A 14,959-nucleotide genomic window follows, 5' to 3' on the forward strand; every position below is an offset into this window, starting at 1 on the left:
GCCGCCTCAACCGCGGACCGCGCGACGCAGATCGCGCCGCGTGCGAGGTTCCTGTTCGGCCTCGAAGTGCTGAAGTGCGGCCAGCGCACTCGTGACGCCGTCTTCGTGAAAGCCGTTGCGCCAGTACGCGCCGCAGTAGTAGGTGCGGTTGATGCCGTTCACCTCGGCCTGGCGCTGCTGCGCGGCGACCGCCGCGGGCGTGAACAGCGGATGGTGGTAGGTCATGCGGGCGATGACGCGCGCCGGGTCGATCGCGTCGCTGCGGTTGAGCGTCACGAGGAAAGGCTCGCGCGCATCGAGCCGCTGCAGGATGTTCATGTTGTAGGTGAGTGCGACGCGCTCGCGTTCCTCCGGCAGCACGTGGTAGTTCCAGGCGGCCCACGCGCGCCGCGCGCGCGGCATCAGGCGCGTGTCGGTGTGCAGCACCGCCTCGTTCTCCTGGTAGCGGATGGCGCCGAGCACTTCACGCTCCACCGCATTCGGGTCGGCGAGCAGGGCCAGCGCCTGGTCGGCGTGGCAGGCGAGGAACAACGCGTCGTAGCGTTCTGTCTCGTGACCCCGGGACTTCACGAACACGCCCGCGGGCAGGCGCCGGATCTGCTCGACCGGCGTGGAGAGCCGGATGCGCTCGCGAAAGGGCGCGGTGAGGGCCTCGACGTAGCGCGCCGAGCCGCCGCGGATCGTGCGCCACGTCGGCCGGTCGTTCACGGTGAGCATCCCGTGGTTGTGGAGGAAGCGCACGAAGAACCGCGCCGGGAAGCCGAACATGCGATCGGGGTCCGTCGACCAGATGGCCGCCCCCATGGGCACGATGTAGTGCTCGGTGAAGGCGCGGCCGTAGCGCCCGCGCGCGAGGTACTCGCGCAGCGTGATTTCCCCTCCGCCCGCTTCCAGCAGCCGCGGCGCCTCGCGGTTGAAGCGCAGGATGTCGCGGACCATGCCGAGGAACGTGGGGCGCAGCAAGTTGCGGCGCTGCGCGAACAGGGTATCGAGCGAGGTGCCGTTGTACTCGAGGCCGCTCGCCTCGTCGCGCACCGAGAAGCTCATCGAGCTCGCCTGTGTTGCGACTCCCAGCTCGGCGAGCAGCGCCTCGAAGCGCGGGTAGGTGCGGTCGTTGAAGACGATGAAGCCCGTGTCGACCGCGAAGCGGCGTCCATCCTGCTCGACCGCGTGCGTGTGCGTGTGTCCGCCCACGTGATCCGCGGCCTCGAACACCGTGATCTCGTGCCGGCGGTGCAAATGGTGCGCGGCGACGTTGCCCGCGATGCCGCTGCCGACGATGGCGATCTTCATCGCTCGGCCTTCCTTCCCGCGTGCGCTTCGCGAAACGCCACCGGCACGGCGCGAAGATCGTGGATCACGCCCGCTGCGGCGAGCACGCGCAGCCCGTAATAGGTGAGGTCCACCTCCCACCAGTAGAAGCCCTGGCGCGCCGACCCCGGGAAGTGGTGGTGGTTGTTGTGCCAGCCCTCGCCGAAGGTGAGGAGGGCGAGCCACGCGTTGTTGCGCGAATCGTCGCGCGTGGCGTAGCGCCGTGAGCCGAAGCCATGCGCGAGCGAATTGATCGTGAAGGTCGCGTGGTAGAGCGCGACGGTGGAGATGCAAAAGCCCCACGCCACCAGTTGCAGCCCGCTCGTGCCGAGCTCCGGCCGGGTGTGCTCGAGCCATGCGCCGAGCGCGTAGAGCGCCACACCGAGGGCCGCGGGCACGGCGACGTCGTAGCGATCAAGCCAGCGCAGTTCCGGGAAGCGCGAGAAGTCGCGCACCCGCTCCACGCGCGTGGCGAAACTGCCGCGCGCGAGGAACCAGCCCACGTGGCTCCAGAAGAAGCCGTGCTCGCGTGGCGAGTGGCTGTCGGCGGGCCGGTCCGAGTGCGCGTGGTGGTGGCGATGGTGCGAGGCCCACCACAGCGGCCCGCGCTGCACGGCGGAGGCGCCGAGCACGGCGAAGACGAACTGCGCCGGACGAGAAGCGCGGAAGGCGCGATGCGAGAAGTAGCGGTGGTAGAACGCCGTGATCGCGAACATCCGCAGCGTGAAGAGGGCCGCGCAGACAACGAGCGCGATTGGACTCCAGCCCGTCCAGATTGCGCCCAGGCACCCGGCGTGAAGCAGCAGGAAGGGAACGACGCGCAGCCAGTCGATGCGCCGCACCTCCTCGGCGGGGGCCGGGGGCGCATCGGCCGCGATCCACAGGCGCAGGGTCTGCAGCAGCGATTTCATCTTGCGGAGATCCACTGTTGCGGGACCTTCCGCAGTTGCGCGACGTCGTAGCCCTGCGCGGCAAGCAGGCGCACCGCGCGCTCGTAGTCGGCGCCGGAAATCGCGGGCGTGCGCGCCATGATCCAGGCGTAGTCGCGTTTCTCGCGGCCGATGACGGTGAGCGAGTAGTCGGGCGCGACATCGACGATCCGGTAGTCGGCAAGGATCGGCCAGACGAAACGCATGCCCCAGACCGCGTTCGTCTTCGTGTCGAGCACGAAGCCGCGCGGCGTGTAGGTCTTCAGCGGCCCGTCGAGGGCGCCGGCGCGGAAGGTGAACGTCGTCTCGATCGAGCCGTCGCTCGCGAGACGATAGGACTCGATCGCGTTGAAGGCATCGCGCTCGATGAAGGTCGGAATGCTCGCGATCACGTACCAGTCGCCCATGAATCGGGGCAGGTCTACCTGCGCGACGGTCGCGATCGGCGCGAGCGGCGCACTCTGGCAGGCGGAGAGCAGGAGCAGTGCGGGAGCGAGGAGGCGGATGCGCATGGCGGGCCTAGCGAAGGTCGTATCGAAGGAGCCTGCCGCCGGCAACGATCGACTCGAGGGCCACCCACTCGTCGCCTGCGAACCAGATGTCGATGGCGAGCGGAGGCGCGTCCAGGCGGTGGCGCTGCGTGCGTCGCGGGAGCCCGCGCACTTGCAGCGTCTCCTCGCCAAGCGAGGTCACGCGCACGGGCAGGAGCTCTCCCGTCTGGCTGTTGAGCAGGCGGCGCGCGGCGAGGATGCGCGGGTTCCAGTACGCGAAGCTCATCACGCAGCCTTCGTGCGATTCCTGGCGCCCGCCGCGTTCGACCACGAGCCGCCCGTCGCGGCGCGCGGCGCGCACCGATTCGCGCTCGGCGTTGGTCTCGGTGCGTGAGGCGAGCGACTCGAGGCAGTCGCCGCGCCAACCCTCGGTCGCCTCGTGGTCGTAGCGCCAGGCCGTGAAGAAGAGAAAGCTCACTTCGAAGAGCGCCGCGCTGCGCAGCTCGCGCTCGCCGCCGGTTTCGTGCAACGTGAACTGGTGCCGGCCGATGTCGCGGCCGTCGAGGCGGACGCGAAAGTCCCAGGCGCGCGTGCCGGCAAAGGCCGGAAGTGCCCCGATCACGATGGAGAGGAGGAGGGCGGCGCGAATCATGGGCCGCGCGCCGGACCGGGGAAGAAGGCATTGGTGCGCGCGATGTACTGGCGGTACGCGGGCCGGCGATCGCCGATGTCGCGCTCGAGCAGGGCCACGCCCGAGACGCGCAGCAGCAGGACCGACATCAGGAACGGCGCGAACACGGTCCACTCGGCACCGGCGGCGATCGCGATCGCATAGAAGCCCCACCAGACGCAGAACTCGCCGAAGTAGTTCGGGTGGCGCGAGTAGCGCCACAGGCCGCGGTCCATGACCGCCCGGGCGTTGGCCGGATCGGCCTTGAAGCGCGCGAGCTGGTAGTCGGCGATCGCCTCGATCGCGAGGCCCGTGGCCGCGAGCACGGCGCCGATCGCATCGAGAAAGCCGAGCGGGGCGGGCGAAGCGATCGCGCCGGCGAGCGGTGCGGAGATGATCCACGCGAGTACGGCCTGCAGCCCGAAGACGAGATAGACGCTCTTCCACGTGAAGCCCGGCTCGTTGCGCGCGCGGATCTGCACGTAGCGATGATCCTCGGGCGCGTTCCAGTTGCGCACCGCGAGATGCCCCGCGAGGCGAAACGCCCAGGCGGCGACCAGCCCGAGCACCACGGTGGCCCGCGCGGAATGCCCGCCGGCGCCTTGCGCGTACACCAGGGCGGCGAGCAGGAAGAAAAGCGACCAGAAGATGTCGACCAGGCCCGCGTTGCGCCGCGCGGTGGCCACTGCCCACGCGACCAGGGCCAGCACCCCGAGGGGGGCCAGCGCCGTGAGCCAGAGGCCGGCGGCGTTCATGTCTCGGCGTACCCGTCGAAGTACTGCGCCGCGAAAAGCAGCGCGGGCAGCAGCAGGGCCCAGCCGATGGCGATGGCCACGAGGGCCGCGTCGAGTGCCGTGAGCTCCATCGCACCCAGCCTCGAGCCCGCGTAGTACGAGGCCGGCCCGCCGAGTGCGCCGAGCACGGCGGCGAGCCCGAGCCGCGCGCGCAGCCACCGCAGCGACACGTTGAGCGTCGTGGCGAACAGCGCCCAGAGCGCGACCATCCACGCGGGCGCGAGGCCTTCGAGCAGCGCGCCTTCGGGATAGCGCACCCAGCCCATCTGCACGAGCAGCGTCTCGAACGCGGCGCCGACGAGCACGGCGACCCCGAGCATCACCAACTCGCGTCGCGGCTGGCGCGCGCGCGCCAGGTGCCAGGTCACCACGGCGGCCACCACGAGCAGGCCCAGCGAGGGGATGCGCGCGGCCGCCCCAAGCACGCAGGCGAACCAGGCAAGCTGGAAAAAGACGACATTGAGGGCAAGGGCCATGGAGGAGGCCGGGTAGTCGATCGGGGAGAAGCGGTCTAGCGGACGGGGCGTTCGAACAGGTGGTGGCTGACCCACCACTCGCGACCCTCGCGATAGCCGAACATTTCGGCGCAAGCCATGAAGAAGATGCGCCAGCGCTGCAGCCACTGTTGCGCGGCGTCCTCGCCGTAGGTCGCCGCCAGCACGGCAAGCGCCTGCTCGCGCCGTGCGTCGAGGTTTGCGAGCCACGCATTCGCGGTCCTGCGGTAGTGAGTGCCATCCCATCGCCACCGGCGAATGCAGCGCAGGTCTTCCTGGAAGTGCAGCGCCAGTTCGTCGCTGGGCATCATCCCGCCGGAGAAGAAATGGCGGCTCATCCAGTCCGAGGGCCCCGCGTCGATGAAGGCGTAGGGAACCGAGCGATGGCAGAACACATGCATGAAGAAGCGGCCACCCGGCCGCAGCCAATCGTGGACGCGCGCGAAGAGCTCGCGCCAGTTGCGCATGTGCTCGAACATTTCCACCGACACGATTCGGTCGTAACTGCGGCTCGCGGCAAAGGTGTTCATGTCCGCGGTGAGCACCTCGACGTTGGCGAATCCGCGACGACGCGCCTCGCCGAGGATGTAGTCGCGCTGGGGACCCGAGTTGGACACGGCCGTCACGCGACTGCGCGGATAGTGCCGCGCCATCCAGAGCGTGAGCGAACCCCAGCCGCAGCCGAGCTCGAGGATGTCCTGCCCATCGGCGAGGCCCGCGCGCTCGCAGGTGGCGGCGAGCGCGGCCGCTTCGGCGTCGTGCAGCGAGTCGATTCCCGCGGGCCACCACGCACTGCTGTACTTGCGATGCGGTCCGAGCACCAGCGCGAAGAACGCGGGGGGAACCTCGTAGTGCTGCTGGTTGGCCAGGTGCGGGACCGGTGCGACTGCGGCGCGCGACATCTGGCGGACGAATTTCTCGATCGCTTCCGAGGCGAGTTCGATCTCGTCGGCCCGGAGCTCCTTCAGGCGCGCCTCGCACAGCCTGCGGATGCCGCTGCGGATCACGGTGTCGGGCACGAATCCCTGCTCGACCCAATCGAGCACGCGCGAGGAGGCGTTCATGTCCGGCCCAGCCTCGCGACGATCGCGCGCACGCCCGCGTCGATCGCCGTGCCCAGGGGCGTCGCGCCGGCTGCCGAGATGACCGCGGCCTGGCGCTCCGCGGTCTTGCCTCCGTAGAACACCGGAATGCCGGCGCCGTCGACCAGGTCGCGCAATCCCGGATTGAGCACCTCGGGCGACGGATCGATCGAGGAGGCCAGCACGATCGCCTTGCAGCGCGCGCGGCGCGCGGCCATCGCGATTTCGGCGAGCGGCATGTTGGCGCCGAGCGAGATCACGCGCAGCCCGGCTTCGTGTGCGGCCAGCGTGAATAGCAGCAAGCCGAGTTCGTGGTGTTCGCCGGGGACGCACGCCGCGAGGATCCTCGGCCCCGTGGCGAGGTGGCGCCGGTGATGCAGGCGTGCGCCGAGCTTGTTGCGCATGTATCCGGAAAAGAAGTGCTCCTCCGCCACCGCACCGGGCATCTGCTCCCAGCGCGAACCCAGGTGCTCGAGCAGGGGCATCAACAGATTGCGGCTGACCTGGTCGATCGAATGCAGGGCGAGCGCCTCATCGTAGACGGCGTCGAGCCCGGCCTCGTCGAAGTGCCCGATCGCCGTGGCCATTCGCTCCAGGTGGACTCGCCAGGCGCCGGTTCCCTTCGGCGCCCCGCGAACCGGACGCGTCGCCGCCAGTGCTTCGCGCACGCGCCCGATGGGGACGCCTTGCTCCATGAGTGCGAGGACGCGCTGGATCTCGTCGACGTCGTGGCGGGTATAGAGGCGATGGCCCTTGGGCGTGCGCAGCGGTTGGATCAGGCCGTAGCGGCGCTCCCAGGCCCTCAGGGTGATCGGGTTCACCCCCGTGAGGGAGGAGATGACGCGGATCGGCAGGTGTTCGGCGGCGGTGGCCATGCGGTCGGGGGTTGCCATAAATCTATGCAATAGTTATACAGCAGTTGGAAAGTAAGAGGATATTGTGGGGTATGAGGTACTGATACAAGAGTAGTTCACCCCGGCGGGCAGGAAGCGCCGGTCGCGCCCGGGCCGCGAGGGTCGGGACGGCTCGGGGGGCTGCTAGGAGAGGAATCGCGCCGGCGAGATTGCGCCGGCGAGGTCGCGAGGCAGGGGCGAGGGTTCGGATTCGATCCGGGAAACGAGGAGTTCGGCGCCGAGCGGAGCCCACAGCAGCCCGCGCGAGCCCAGGCCCGTCGCGACGTAGAGGCCGGGCGCGACGCACGCGCCGAAGATCGGCAGGCGATCGGGCACCGTCGTACGAAATCCGGTCCAGCCCTCGAGGCCCGACGGCTCGACGCCCTGCGTGAATCCGGGAAGCATCGACTCGGCGCGCGCGAGATTCTGCCCGTGATCGGCGGCGCGAACGGTTTCATCGAAGTCGTCATGCTGGAATGTCGCGCCGACGACGTGGCCACCGTCGGGCAAGGGCGCGATGTAGCCGTTGCCCGAGACGATGCGTTCGAGCGAGCGCGAGGGACTCGGCGGCAAATACGTCACCTGGCCGCGCACGCGATTGAGCGCGAGCCGCGCCTCGGGCGCGAGCCGCTGCGCATCGTGGGCATTGGCGAGGATCAGCACGGGCGCCTCGGCGATCGATGAACCGCTCGCGCCCAGCGCGCGCCACGCATTGCCTTCGCGCACGATGCGCTCGACCCGATCGCCGCGGAACACATGCACGCGCGAACCGGCGCGGGCGAGACTTGCGGTAGCGAGGCTGCGAAGCGAAACCCACGCGGACGAGGGAAAGTACCAGCCGCCGCGTGCGACGTCGCGGCCCGCGATTTCCGCAGCCGCCTCGCGATCGACGTAGGCGAGGAACTCCGCGGCGTGCTCCTGCGAGTGAACGATGGCGGACTGGCGCGCCGCTTCATCATCGTCCCCGGCCAACTGCAGCGCGCCGCATGCCTGCCACTGCAAGTGATGACCATCGAGTTGCATGCCGCCGTAGTGCTGGAGCGCGTAGAGAAAGGCACTGCGCGAAACTTTCGCGTTGGTCGCGTCGCGCAGATTCGCGACGGGGCGCACGGCGCCGACCGCGAGCGGATGCGGTTGCTCCCGAGCATCGACGAGCGCAACTTCCCACCCTCGCGAAGCGAGGCGCTCCGCACATGCGATGCCGGCGACTCCCGCCCCCAGCACCAGCGCGCGGCGATCGGGCGTCGGCGCGGACACCGCCGGCTCGCGCCACTGTCCCACCATCATTGCGCGCTTGTGGCCGAAACCTTCGCGCTTCTCGCACGTGAAGCCCGCGCCAGTGAGCGCGGCGCGCACGCCACCGGCGACCGTCCACGTCGCGAGCGTCGCGCCCGGTGCGGCAAGCCGCGCGAGTTCGCGCACCACTTCCGGCGACCACACGCCCGGATTCTTCGCGGGCGAGAAGCCGTCGAGGAAGAAGGCATCGACCTTTGCCTCGAGTTGCGCGAGCGCTTCAGTGGCGTCGCCCAGCAGCAGCGTGAGGATCACCTGGCCCGCATCGAAGTGGATGCGATGGAAGCCCGCGACCGGCGGCGGCCAGTTCATCACCAGCGCGCCCGCGAGCGGTGCGACCTCCTCGAAGGGTGCCAGCGCGCGCTTCAGGTCGTCGCGCGTGAAGGGATGCTTCTCGACGGAAATGAAATGCAGCCGGCGCGGACGATTCGGGTCGGCGCGCAGCGCGTCCCACGCGGCGAGGAAATTGATGCCGAGGCCGAAGCCGGTCTCGAGAATCGTGAACGAATCGCGCCCGCGCCACCGCTCGGCCACGCGATTGCCGGCGAGGAAGACCGCGCGCGCCTGGGCGAGGCCCCCATCGACGGAGTGATACAGGTCGTTGAAGTCCGGCGACAGCGGGATGCCGTCATTCGCGAACGCAAGCCGGGCGGTGGGGAGGGTGACTCGCACCCCCCGATTCTAGTTGAGCGTGCTCGCGAGCTTGCGGCGGTAGTCGGACACGAGGTCCGGGTCGGTCGCCGCGAGGTCGAACACGGCGAGCATCTTCTTCCGGCCGACGTCGTCGCCGAACTTGCGGTCGCGCTTCACGATCTCGAGGAGCTGCTCGAGGGCGAGCCCGTACTGGCGCTTGGCGACGTAGAGCTCGGCGAGATCCAGCCGCGATTGCAGGTCGTCTCCATTGAGGTTCACTCGCTTGGCGAGCTCCTCGGCCGAGGGCAGGGTTTGCGCGTGCTCGGCGGCTTCCAGCCGCGCGCGAATGGCCGCGTACGTCGATTCCTGCTCGGCCTTGCCGGAGAGCGAATCGAACTGCGTTCGCGCAGACGGCACGTCACCGTGCTCGAGCGTGACCGCCACCATGTCCAGGCGCGCGCCTTCGTTCGAAGGATCGAGTGCCAGCGCGCTCTTCAGGTGGCTCTCGGCGATCGCGACCTGGCCCTTCACGAGGGCCTCGCGCGCCTTGCGGTGCTCGACCTCGCTCGGATCGGGAATGAGCTTCTCGAGGAACGAGCGCAACACGCCCTCGGGCTGTGCGCCGACGAACTGCGAGACGGCACGCCCGCCGGAAAAAGCAATGACGTACGGAATGGAGCGCACGTTGAACTGTGCGGAGAGTTCGGGGTTCTCGTCGGAGTTGACCTTCACGAGTTTCCAGCGCCCGGCGTACTCGCGCTCCAGTTTTTCAAGGACCGGACCGAGCACGCGGCAAGGCCCGCACCACGGAGCCCAGAAATCCACGAGCACGGGCGCCTCGTGGGAAGCCTCGATCACGTCGCGTTCGAAGGAGGAGAGGGTGGCATCGATCATGCAACAATAGATGCCGACACCTCCCGGAAAGTTCAAGCCCCGCCGATGCCCCTCGTCCTCAATCTCCCCGTTGGCCTCACCGGCACCGTCGAGCTCGTCGTCGGCGACCAGCACACGGCGCCGCGCATCGGCAGCGGCCGCATCCGCGTGCTCGCCACGCCGGTGATGATCAACCTCATCGAGGCCGCGGCGCTCGCGGCGGTGGAGCAGTCACTCCCGGAAGATCACCAGAGCCTGGGCACGCGCCTGGACGTCACGCACATCGCCGCCACGCCGGTGGGCATGCGCGTGAAGGCCACCGCCGTGGTGACCAAGGTCGAGGGCCGCACCATTCACTTCGACGTGAGGGCCGAGGACGAGCGCGAGCTCATCGGGCAGGGCACGCACCAGCGCGTGGTCGTCAACGTCAACCGCTTCGACCAGCGCGTTCAGGACAAGCTGAAGAAATAAAAATAAAGGGGACAGTCCCCTTTATTTCAGGTTCCGTCGGAGCATGCGTTGCTCTTGCTCGTCTTGCCGTCGGCGGTGAACGCGACGGCCGTGTACGGTTTCCCGTTCTTGCCGCCGGAAACCTCGATCCAGCCGCCCGCTTCGTGGCGCACGACCTTCGGTCCGCCGCCCGAGCCGTTGGCCGGCACGCCGCAGCCCGAGATCTTCTGCGTGCCCATGAGGCCCTTCTCACCCTTGATGTGCGTGAACATCCCGAGCGGCGCCGTCTGGCCGCCGATCATGTTGCAGTCGCGGTTCTTGTAGTTGCAGCAGGCCTTGCCGCCCGGATCGACGGTCTTGCTGAATCCCTTGAAGGGAATGCCCGAGGCGCTGTCCTGGCTGAACTTCACGGACTTGTCGCTGTAGTTGTAGACGCAGAAGGCGGAAGCCTGCGAGCTCAGTGCGAGCGCAAACGCGGCAAAGGCGAAACGGATGACCATTGGAATCTCCCTGTAGAAAAGGGGACTGTCCCCTTTTTTGAAATGGGGACTGTCCCCTTTTTCGACAGGATGCCGCGCCGCGAGCGCGCTGTCATCGCGACGATGGTCGCGGGACTTTCGCCTCGACGGGCCGCCCTCTACTTCGCGGGAATCCGCGCGACCTCGGCCTGCACCAGGCTTTTCAATGCGTCCGGATGCGTTTGCGCGAGCGCCTTGCCGTTGACGAAGAAGGTGGGCGTCCCCTGGACGCCGACGACCTTGACGTCAGCGACCTCCAGTTCGAGCAGCTTGTCCGCAGCCCGAGTGGCGGCGTGCTCGCGTGCCCGCTTCACATCGAGGCCCGTCTTGCCGACGAACTCCCACGCGCGCGCTGCGGACGGGGCGCTGTGACTCGCCCACACGTTCTGCGACTCGAACAGCGCCTCCAGTACGGGCTCGAACTTGCCTTGCGCGCGTGCCGCCTCGAGGATGCGCACGCCCTCGACCGACGCGTCGCCGTGAAACGGCACGTAGCGCATGACGACCCGCACGTTTCCGGGATGGGCCGCGAGAATCTGCTTCACGTAGGGATGGAACGCGCGGCACGCTTCGCACGCCGGATCGAAGAACTCGACGATCGTGACGGGCGCGCCGGCCGGACCAATGATGGGCGAGTGGAATCTCACCAGGAGGTTGGCATCCGGTCCGCCTTTCTCCGCGGCTTTCGCGACGGATTTCTCCACCTTCGCGGCTGACTGCTGCTGGTCGTAGCGGGTGTAGAAATACGCGCCGGCGGCGAAAGCGGCCAGGGCGACGACCGTGGTGACGACGACGATGGCGTTGCGGCTCATGCGCGATTCCTTGGACGGGAGAGGAAAACGAGGATGGCGATGGCAACGAACGCCACCAGCGGGAAAGGGTGCGTTGCCATGCCGAACCCTACCGCGGAATCCGCGCCTCGAAATGCTTGAGGGCCTGGTAGAGGATCGGATCCCCCGGGCCCCCACTGGGGGCGAGGATATCGACCGGAACGCCGGGCATCGCGTGTTCGCGCGGGGTTGTGCCGCCGACGAGGAAAGTCTTGTCGGCAGGGAAGTGAACGACGAACCCCGAATGCGGAAGCGTGGCGTTGCGCGGCTTGCCGTGCATCCCTGCCATTTGCGTGCCGATGAGGGTTGCGCGCGCGGCCGCCGCCAATCCGGTCGCCAGCGCTTCGCCTTCCCCTGCGGTCCAGCGATCGACCAGCACCACGATCGGCGCGCGATAGGCGAACGGCCCGCGCGGGGCGACGTTGTCGGTGATCGCTTTCGCGCCGCGCGGCACGCGCACCTGCCACGGCGTTTCCGTTTCGATGAATCGCCCGAGGATCGCTCGCGCGACTTCCTCCGAGCCGCTGCCCTGGGTCTCGCGCAGGTCGAGGATCAGCCCGCGCGTGTCCTTCAGGTGTTGCAAGGCCGCGTCGAAGTGCATGACGAAGCCCGCATCACCGAGCGAATTCTTCGGCCGGAGATAGCCGAGGTCGCGACCCTCGCCGACCTTGCGCGTGACGAGCGGCGGGCCATTTCCATTGGGCTCGTCGCTGCGAATGACTTCCATCGTGCGCGCCGCACCGGGGCCGCGCGTGCCGAGCGTGAAGCTGCCGGCGCGAGGGCCCGCGAGCAGGTGATTGAGCGCCCACGACTTTTCTTCGGCGCTCGCGATCGTGCGGCCGAGCTTCTCGCGCACCGCGCGCGCGATGGCCACACCTTGAATGGAATGCACCACGAGTCCCGGATGCACCCCCGCGACGTCGGCGACACCTCCGGCGCGCACGCCCATCACGATGGCGCGATCGTCCTCGAGGCGCGCGAAGATATCGGCCTCGGCCGGGACGCGGCGCGGCGCCACGAAGCCATCGCCGGTGAGGGTGACGGCATCGTCACGCAGGGATTCGAGGGCGAGGGAGAGTGCGGTCCCGCAGGGGGCGCGCGAGCTTGCGGCTGCGGCCTTCGGCCGCCACGCGTCGCGGGCGCGGCGCCAGGCGATGCGCGATGACGTGCTGAAGTAGGCGTACCCCTGATCCACCGCCTTCCACATCGCATCGAAGTCGGCCGCGCATTGCGTCGCGGTGACCTCGGGTCCTGCGGCGGACGCTGCGCTCGCCGCGGCGACGAATGCCGCCGCAGCGAGCCGGCGAAACCTCATTCCAGCTTGAGCTTCGCGGCCTTGACGACCTTGCCGTAGCGGCCGATCTCGTCGACGAGGAGCTTGGAGAACTCCGCGGGCGTGTTGGACAGCGGATCGGCGCCGTTGCGCGCGAGGCCTTCGATGAAGTCGGGCATGGCGACGATTGCGCGCACGTCGGCCACGAGGCGATCGATGATCGGTTGCGGCGTACCTGCGGGCGCGAACACGCCGAGCCACAGCGACGACTCGAACCCGGGGAAGCCCTGGTCCGCGACCGGCGGGACGTCGGGCAGCGCCGGCGAACGCTTGCTGGTACCGACCGCGATCGGGCGAATCTTGCCCGCCTTCGCCTGCTGCAGGAGTGCGGGCATCGAGCCAAACACCGCCTGCACTTCACCCGCGAGAACCGCGAGTTCCGCCGGCGCGTTGCCCTTGTACGGAACGTGCACGAGGTCGATGCCCGCGGCGTCCTTGAGCATCTCCATGGAGAGGTGCGTCGCGGTGCCGGCGCCGGCTGAGGCGTAGTTCAACTTTCCCGGTTCCGCCTTCGCGAGCGCGATGAACTCCTTGAGGTTCGTCGCCTTCACGTTCGGGTTCACGGCGAGCAGGTACGGCGTGACCGCGACGAGCGAAATCGGCGCGAAGTCCTTCGCCGGGTCGTAGGCGAGCTTCGCGTACGCGTTGGGCGCGATCGCGTGCGTGCTCGTCGTCCCGATGGTGAGCGTATAGCCATCGGGCGCGCTCTTCGCGGCCGAGTCCGTGCCCACCGTGCCGCCCGCGCCGCCCTTGTTCTCCACCACCACGGGCTGGCCCAGGCGCTCGGAGAGCTTCTGCGCGACGAGCCGGCCGACGATGTCGGTCGAGCCGCCCGCGGGGAAAGGCACGATCAACTTCACGGGCCGGTTCGGGTACTGCGCGGCCGCGGCGCCGCTGAACATCACGGCGGCGAGCGCGGTCATCACTCCAGTGCGAAAGCGGTTCATTCGGTGATCTCCTCGGAGTTGTGTGATCTTCTTGTTGTGGTTACTTGTAGGTGACGGTGAGGTCGCCCACGCCTTCGACATGGCCTTCGAGCTTGTCGCCGGACTTGATCGGGCCCACACCCGCGGGCGTGCCGGAAAAGATGAGGTCGCCGGGAGCCAGCGTGATCATGTTCGACAGGTACGAGATCTGCTCGGCCACGTCCCAGATCTGCATGGCGAGGTCGCCCTTCTGCTTCTCGACGCCGTTCACCTTGAGCGTGATCGCGCCCTTGCCGGGGTGGCCGATCTTGGCGGCCGGTTGCAATGCACTACAAGGCGCCGATTCGTCGAACGCCTTGCCCATCTCCCAGGGGCGGCCCATCTTCTTCGCTTCGCCCTGGACGTCGCGGCGCGTCATGTCGAGGCCCACGCCATAGCCGTAGACCAGCTCGAGCGCCTTCTCGACCGGGATGTTCTTGCCGCCCTTGCCCAGCGCCACGACCATCTCGATCTCGTGGTGGACGTCCTTCGTGCCGACCGGGTAGGCCAGCGCGGCGCCGTTCTGGACGATGGAATTGGCCGGCTTCATGAAGAAGAACGGCGGCTCGCGGTCCGGATCGTGGCCCATCTCGCGGGCGTGGTCGGCGTAGTTGCGGCCGACGCAGTAGATGCGTCCTACGGGGAAGCGCTGGTCGCTGCCAACGACGGGGAGGGACGGCTGCGCTTCGAGCGCGATGACATAGGAGGGGGTCATGGAGTTTTCCTTGGGGTGAAAGCGGAATGCCTGGAGCGGACGCCTATCCTACTTGGCTTGGGGGGCGGCCTGCAGCGTCTCGATTTGTATCAAGCGTTCTTCCAGAACGTCGGTTTTCGTGAAGCCGGAGGCGACCAGGAAGAGTTTCTTCGAATACGAAACGGCGAGCGTCGGGAACCCGCCGATGCCCATGGACTGGGTGACCGCGAAATCGCCGCGCGTGGCCTCACGCGCCTTGTCCGATTGCAGCAGCTCGAGGAAGGCGTCGCGCCCGTAGCCCGATTCGGCGGCGATGTCGGCCAGCACCTCGGGCTGGGTCACGTCGCGCGCATCGCGGTAGAACGCCGTTTGCACGGCCTTCATGTACGTGAAGGCATTGGCCGCGAACAGGCCGCGCGCCACGACGACGGCGCGGCAGGCGGGCTCGGTGTCGTAGATGAACGTGTCGCTCGCGATCAGCGCTTCGTTGAACGGCAGGTGGCTCGTGGCGCCCACGTGCTTCCAGTGGCTCGCGAGCATCTCGCGGAAGGGCTGGCTCATGCGCTCCGTGTTGTACGGACGAAGGCCGCCCATCACGAGGTCCACCTTCGCTTGCGGGAGGCGTTCGAGGAGTCGGGTGAGCTCGGGGCCGAAACCATAGCACCACGAGCAGAGGGGATCGGCGACGTAGACCAGCTGCATCGCC

General features: G+C 68.5%; 17 protein-coding genes. 1 reads left to right on the forward strand and 16 read right to left on the reverse strand.

Features of this window, described 5'->3' with window-relative positions; genetic code table 11:
- Positions 1–6: 6 nt before the first annotated feature.
- The 10 genes from DSM104440_RS02710 to trxA all read right to left on the reverse strand — a co-directional run bounded on the left by DSM104440_RS02710 (position 7) and on the right by trxA (position 9,484).
- Positions 7–1,293 (reverse strand): NAD(P)/FAD-dependent oxidoreductase, encoded by a 1,287-nt coding sequence (locus tag DSM104440_RS02710; protein WP_171160478.1) that lies wholly within the window; start codon positions 1,291–1,293, stop codon positions 7–9.
- Entirely contained in the window at positions 1,290–2,237 is a 948-nt protein-coding gene (locus DSM104440_RS02715; protein WP_246212081.1) for an acyl-CoA desaturase, read from the reverse strand. The genes DSM104440_RS02710 and DSM104440_RS02715 overlap by 4 nt, the downstream gene beginning before the upstream one ends.
- Complete coding sequence (locus tag DSM104440_RS02720) at positions 2,219–2,752, reverse strand: lipocalin family protein (protein ID WP_171160479.1); 534 nt, start codon at positions 2,750–2,752, stop codon at positions 2,219–2,221. The genes DSM104440_RS02715 and DSM104440_RS02720 overlap by 19 nt, the downstream gene beginning before the upstream one ends.
- 7 nt (positions 2,753–2,759) lie before the next feature.
- Positions 2,760–3,383, reverse strand: coding sequence for a DUF6134 family protein (locus DSM104440_RS02725; protein ID WP_171160480.1), 624 nt, complete (start codon positions 3,381–3,383; stop codon positions 2,760–2,762).
- Positions 3,380–4,156 (reverse strand): DUF1295 domain-containing protein, encoded by a 777-nt coding sequence (locus DSM104440_RS02730; protein WP_171160481.1) that lies wholly within the window; start codon positions 4,154–4,156, stop codon positions 3,380–3,382. Before DSM104440_RS02730 ends, DSM104440_RS02725 begins: the two co-directional genes overlap by 4 nt.
- On the reverse strand, positions 4,153–4,671 hold the full coding sequence (locus DSM104440_RS02735) for a DUF2878 domain-containing protein (RefSeq protein ID WP_171160482.1): 519 nt from the start codon (positions 4,669–4,671) through the stop codon (positions 4,153–4,155). The genes DSM104440_RS02730 and DSM104440_RS02735 overlap by 4 nt, the downstream gene beginning before the upstream one ends.
- A gap of 35 nt (positions 4,672–4,706) precedes the next feature.
- A complete protein-coding gene (locus DSM104440_RS02740) occupies positions 4,707–5,753 on the reverse strand; it encodes an SAM-dependent methyltransferase (RefSeq protein WP_171160483.1) in 1,047 nt (348 codons plus the stop codon).
- Positions 5,750–6,664, reverse strand: a complete 915-nt coding sequence (locus DSM104440_RS02745; protein WP_171160484.1) for a MerR family transcriptional regulator — start codon at positions 6,662–6,664, stop codon at positions 5,750–5,752. The genes DSM104440_RS02740 and DSM104440_RS02745 overlap by 4 nt, the downstream gene beginning before the upstream one ends.
- Positions 6,665–6,808: 144 nt before the next feature.
- Positions 6,809–8,629: a bifunctional tRNA (5-methylaminomethyl-2-thiouridine)(34)-methyltransferase MnmC2/FAD-dependent 5-carboxymethylaminomethyl-2-thiouridine(34) oxidoreductase MnmC1 gene (mnmC, locus tag DSM104440_RS02750; protein ID WP_171160485.1), complete on the reverse strand. Its 1,821-nt coding sequence runs from the start codon at positions 8,627–8,629 to the stop codon at positions 6,809–6,811.
- Positions 8,630–8,638: 9 nt separating this feature from the next.
- Entirely contained in the window at positions 8,639–9,484 is an 846-nt protein-coding gene (gene trxA, locus DSM104440_RS02755; protein WP_212758184.1) for a thioredoxin, read from the reverse strand.
- 45 nt (positions 9,485–9,529) lie between these two features.
- Between trxA and DSM104440_RS02760 the strand changes: the two genes are divergently transcribed.
- Complete coding sequence (locus DSM104440_RS02760; protein ID WP_171160486.1) at positions 9,530–9,934, forward strand: thioesterase family protein; 405 nt, start codon at positions 9,530–9,532, stop codon at positions 9,932–9,934.
- A gap of 26 nt (positions 9,935–9,960) precedes the next feature.
- On the opposite strand, the gene DSM104440_RS02765 is transcribed toward DSM104440_RS02760, so the two are convergent.
- The 6 genes from DSM104440_RS02765 to DSM104440_RS02790 all read right to left on the reverse strand — a co-directional run bounded on the left by DSM104440_RS02765 (position 9,961) and on the right by DSM104440_RS02790 (position 14,955).
- Positions 9,961–10,413 carry a hypothetical protein gene (locus DSM104440_RS02765; protein ID WP_171160487.1) on the reverse strand — a complete coding sequence of 151 codons (453 nt, stop codon included), beginning with the start codon at positions 10,411–10,413 and terminating at the stop codon, positions 9,961–9,963.
- A 137-nt stretch (positions 10,414–10,550) separates the two neighbouring features.
- Positions 10,551–11,243, reverse strand: a complete 693-nt coding sequence (locus DSM104440_RS02770) for a DsbA family protein (RefSeq protein WP_171160488.1) — start codon at positions 11,241–11,243, stop codon at positions 10,551–10,553.
- An 88-nt stretch (positions 11,244–11,331) separates the two neighbouring features.
- Positions 11,332–12,576, reverse strand: coding sequence for a S41 family peptidase (locus DSM104440_RS02775; RefSeq protein WP_171160489.1), 1,245 nt, complete (start codon positions 12,574–12,576; stop codon positions 11,332–11,334).
- Positions 12,573–13,541 carry a Bug family tripartite tricarboxylate transporter substrate binding protein gene (locus DSM104440_RS02780; protein ID WP_171160490.1) on the reverse strand — a complete coding sequence of 323 codons (969 nt, stop codon included), beginning with the start codon at positions 13,539–13,541 and terminating at the stop codon, positions 12,573–12,575. The genes DSM104440_RS02775 and DSM104440_RS02780 overlap by 4 nt, the downstream gene beginning before the upstream one ends.
- Positions 13,542–13,581: 40 nt before the next feature.
- Positions 13,582–14,274 (reverse strand): fumarylacetoacetate hydrolase family protein, encoded by a 693-nt coding sequence (locus tag DSM104440_RS02785; RefSeq protein ID WP_171160491.1) that lies wholly within the window; start codon positions 14,272–14,274, stop codon positions 13,582–13,584.
- 48 nt (positions 14,275–14,322) lie between these two features.
- Positions 14,323–14,955 carry a DsbA family protein gene (locus DSM104440_RS02790; protein WP_171160492.1) on the reverse strand — a complete coding sequence of 211 codons (633 nt, stop codon included), beginning with the start codon at positions 14,953–14,955 and terminating at the stop codon, positions 14,323–14,325.
- Positions 14,956–14,959 lie beyond the last annotated feature (4 nt).

Source organism: Usitatibacter palustris (genome assembly GCF_013003985.1).
In the GTDB taxonomy this organism is placed as follows: domain Bacteria; phylum Pseudomonadota; class Gammaproteobacteria; order Burkholderiales; family Usitatibacteraceae; genus Usitatibacter; species Usitatibacter palustris.

Coding starts and splice junctions, on each gene's coding strand:
- DSM104440_RS02710 (WP_171160478.1), bottom strand. CDS start 1,293: ATGAAGATCGCCATCGTCGGCAGCGGCATCGCGGGCAACGTCGCCGCG.
- DSM104440_RS02720 (WP_171160479.1), bottom strand. CDS start 2,752: ATGCGCATCCGCCTCCTCGCTCCCGCACTGCTCCTGCTCTCCGCCTGC.
- DSM104440_RS02725 (WP_171160480.1), bottom strand. CDS start 3,383: ATGATTCGCGCCGCCCTCCTCCTCTCCATCGTGATCGGGGCACTTCCG.
- DSM104440_RS02730 (WP_171160481.1), bottom strand. CDS start 4,156: ATGAACGCCGCCGGCCTCTGGCTCACGGCGCTGGCCCCCCTCGGGGTG.
- DSM104440_RS02735 (WP_171160482.1), bottom strand. CDS start 4,671: ATGGCCCTTGCCCTCAATGTCGTCTTTTTCCAGCTTGCCTGGTTCGCC.
- DSM104440_RS02740 (WP_171160483.1), bottom strand. CDS start 5,753: ATGAACGCCTCCTCGCGCGTGCTCGATTGGGTCGAGCAGGGATTCGTG.
- DSM104440_RS02745 (WP_171160484.1), bottom strand. CDS start 6,664: ATGGCAACCCCCGACCGCATGGCCACCGCCGCCGAACACCTGCCGATC.
- trxA (WP_212758184.1), bottom strand. CDS start 9,484: ATGATCGATGCCACCCTCTCCTCCTTCGAACGCGACGTGATCGAGGCT.
- DSM104440_RS02760 (WP_171160486.1), top strand. CDS start 9,530: ATGCCCCTCGTCCTCAATCTCCCCGTTGGCCTCACCGGCACCGTCGAG.
- DSM104440_RS02765 (WP_171160487.1), bottom strand. CDS start 10,413: ATGGTCATCCGTTTCGCCTTTGCCGCGTTTGCGCTCGCACTGAGCTCG.
- DSM104440_RS02770 (WP_171160488.1), bottom strand. CDS start 11,243: ATGAGCCGCAACGCCATCGTCGTCGTCACCACGGTCGTCGCCCTGGCC.
- DSM104440_RS02775 (WP_171160489.1), bottom strand. CDS start 12,576: ATGAGGTTTCGCCGGCTCGCTGCGGCGGCATTCGTCGCCGCGGCGAGC.
- DSM104440_RS02780 (WP_171160490.1), bottom strand. CDS start 13,541: ATGAACCGCTTTCGCACTGGAGTGATGACCGCGCTCGCCGCCGTGATG.
- DSM104440_RS02785 (WP_171160491.1), bottom strand. CDS start 14,274: ATGACCCCCTCCTATGTCATCGCGCTCGAAGCGCAGCCGTCCCTCCCC.
- DSM104440_RS02790 (WP_171160492.1), bottom strand. CDS start 14,955: ATGCAGCTGGTCTACGTCGCCGATCCCCTCTGCTCGTGGTGCTATGGT.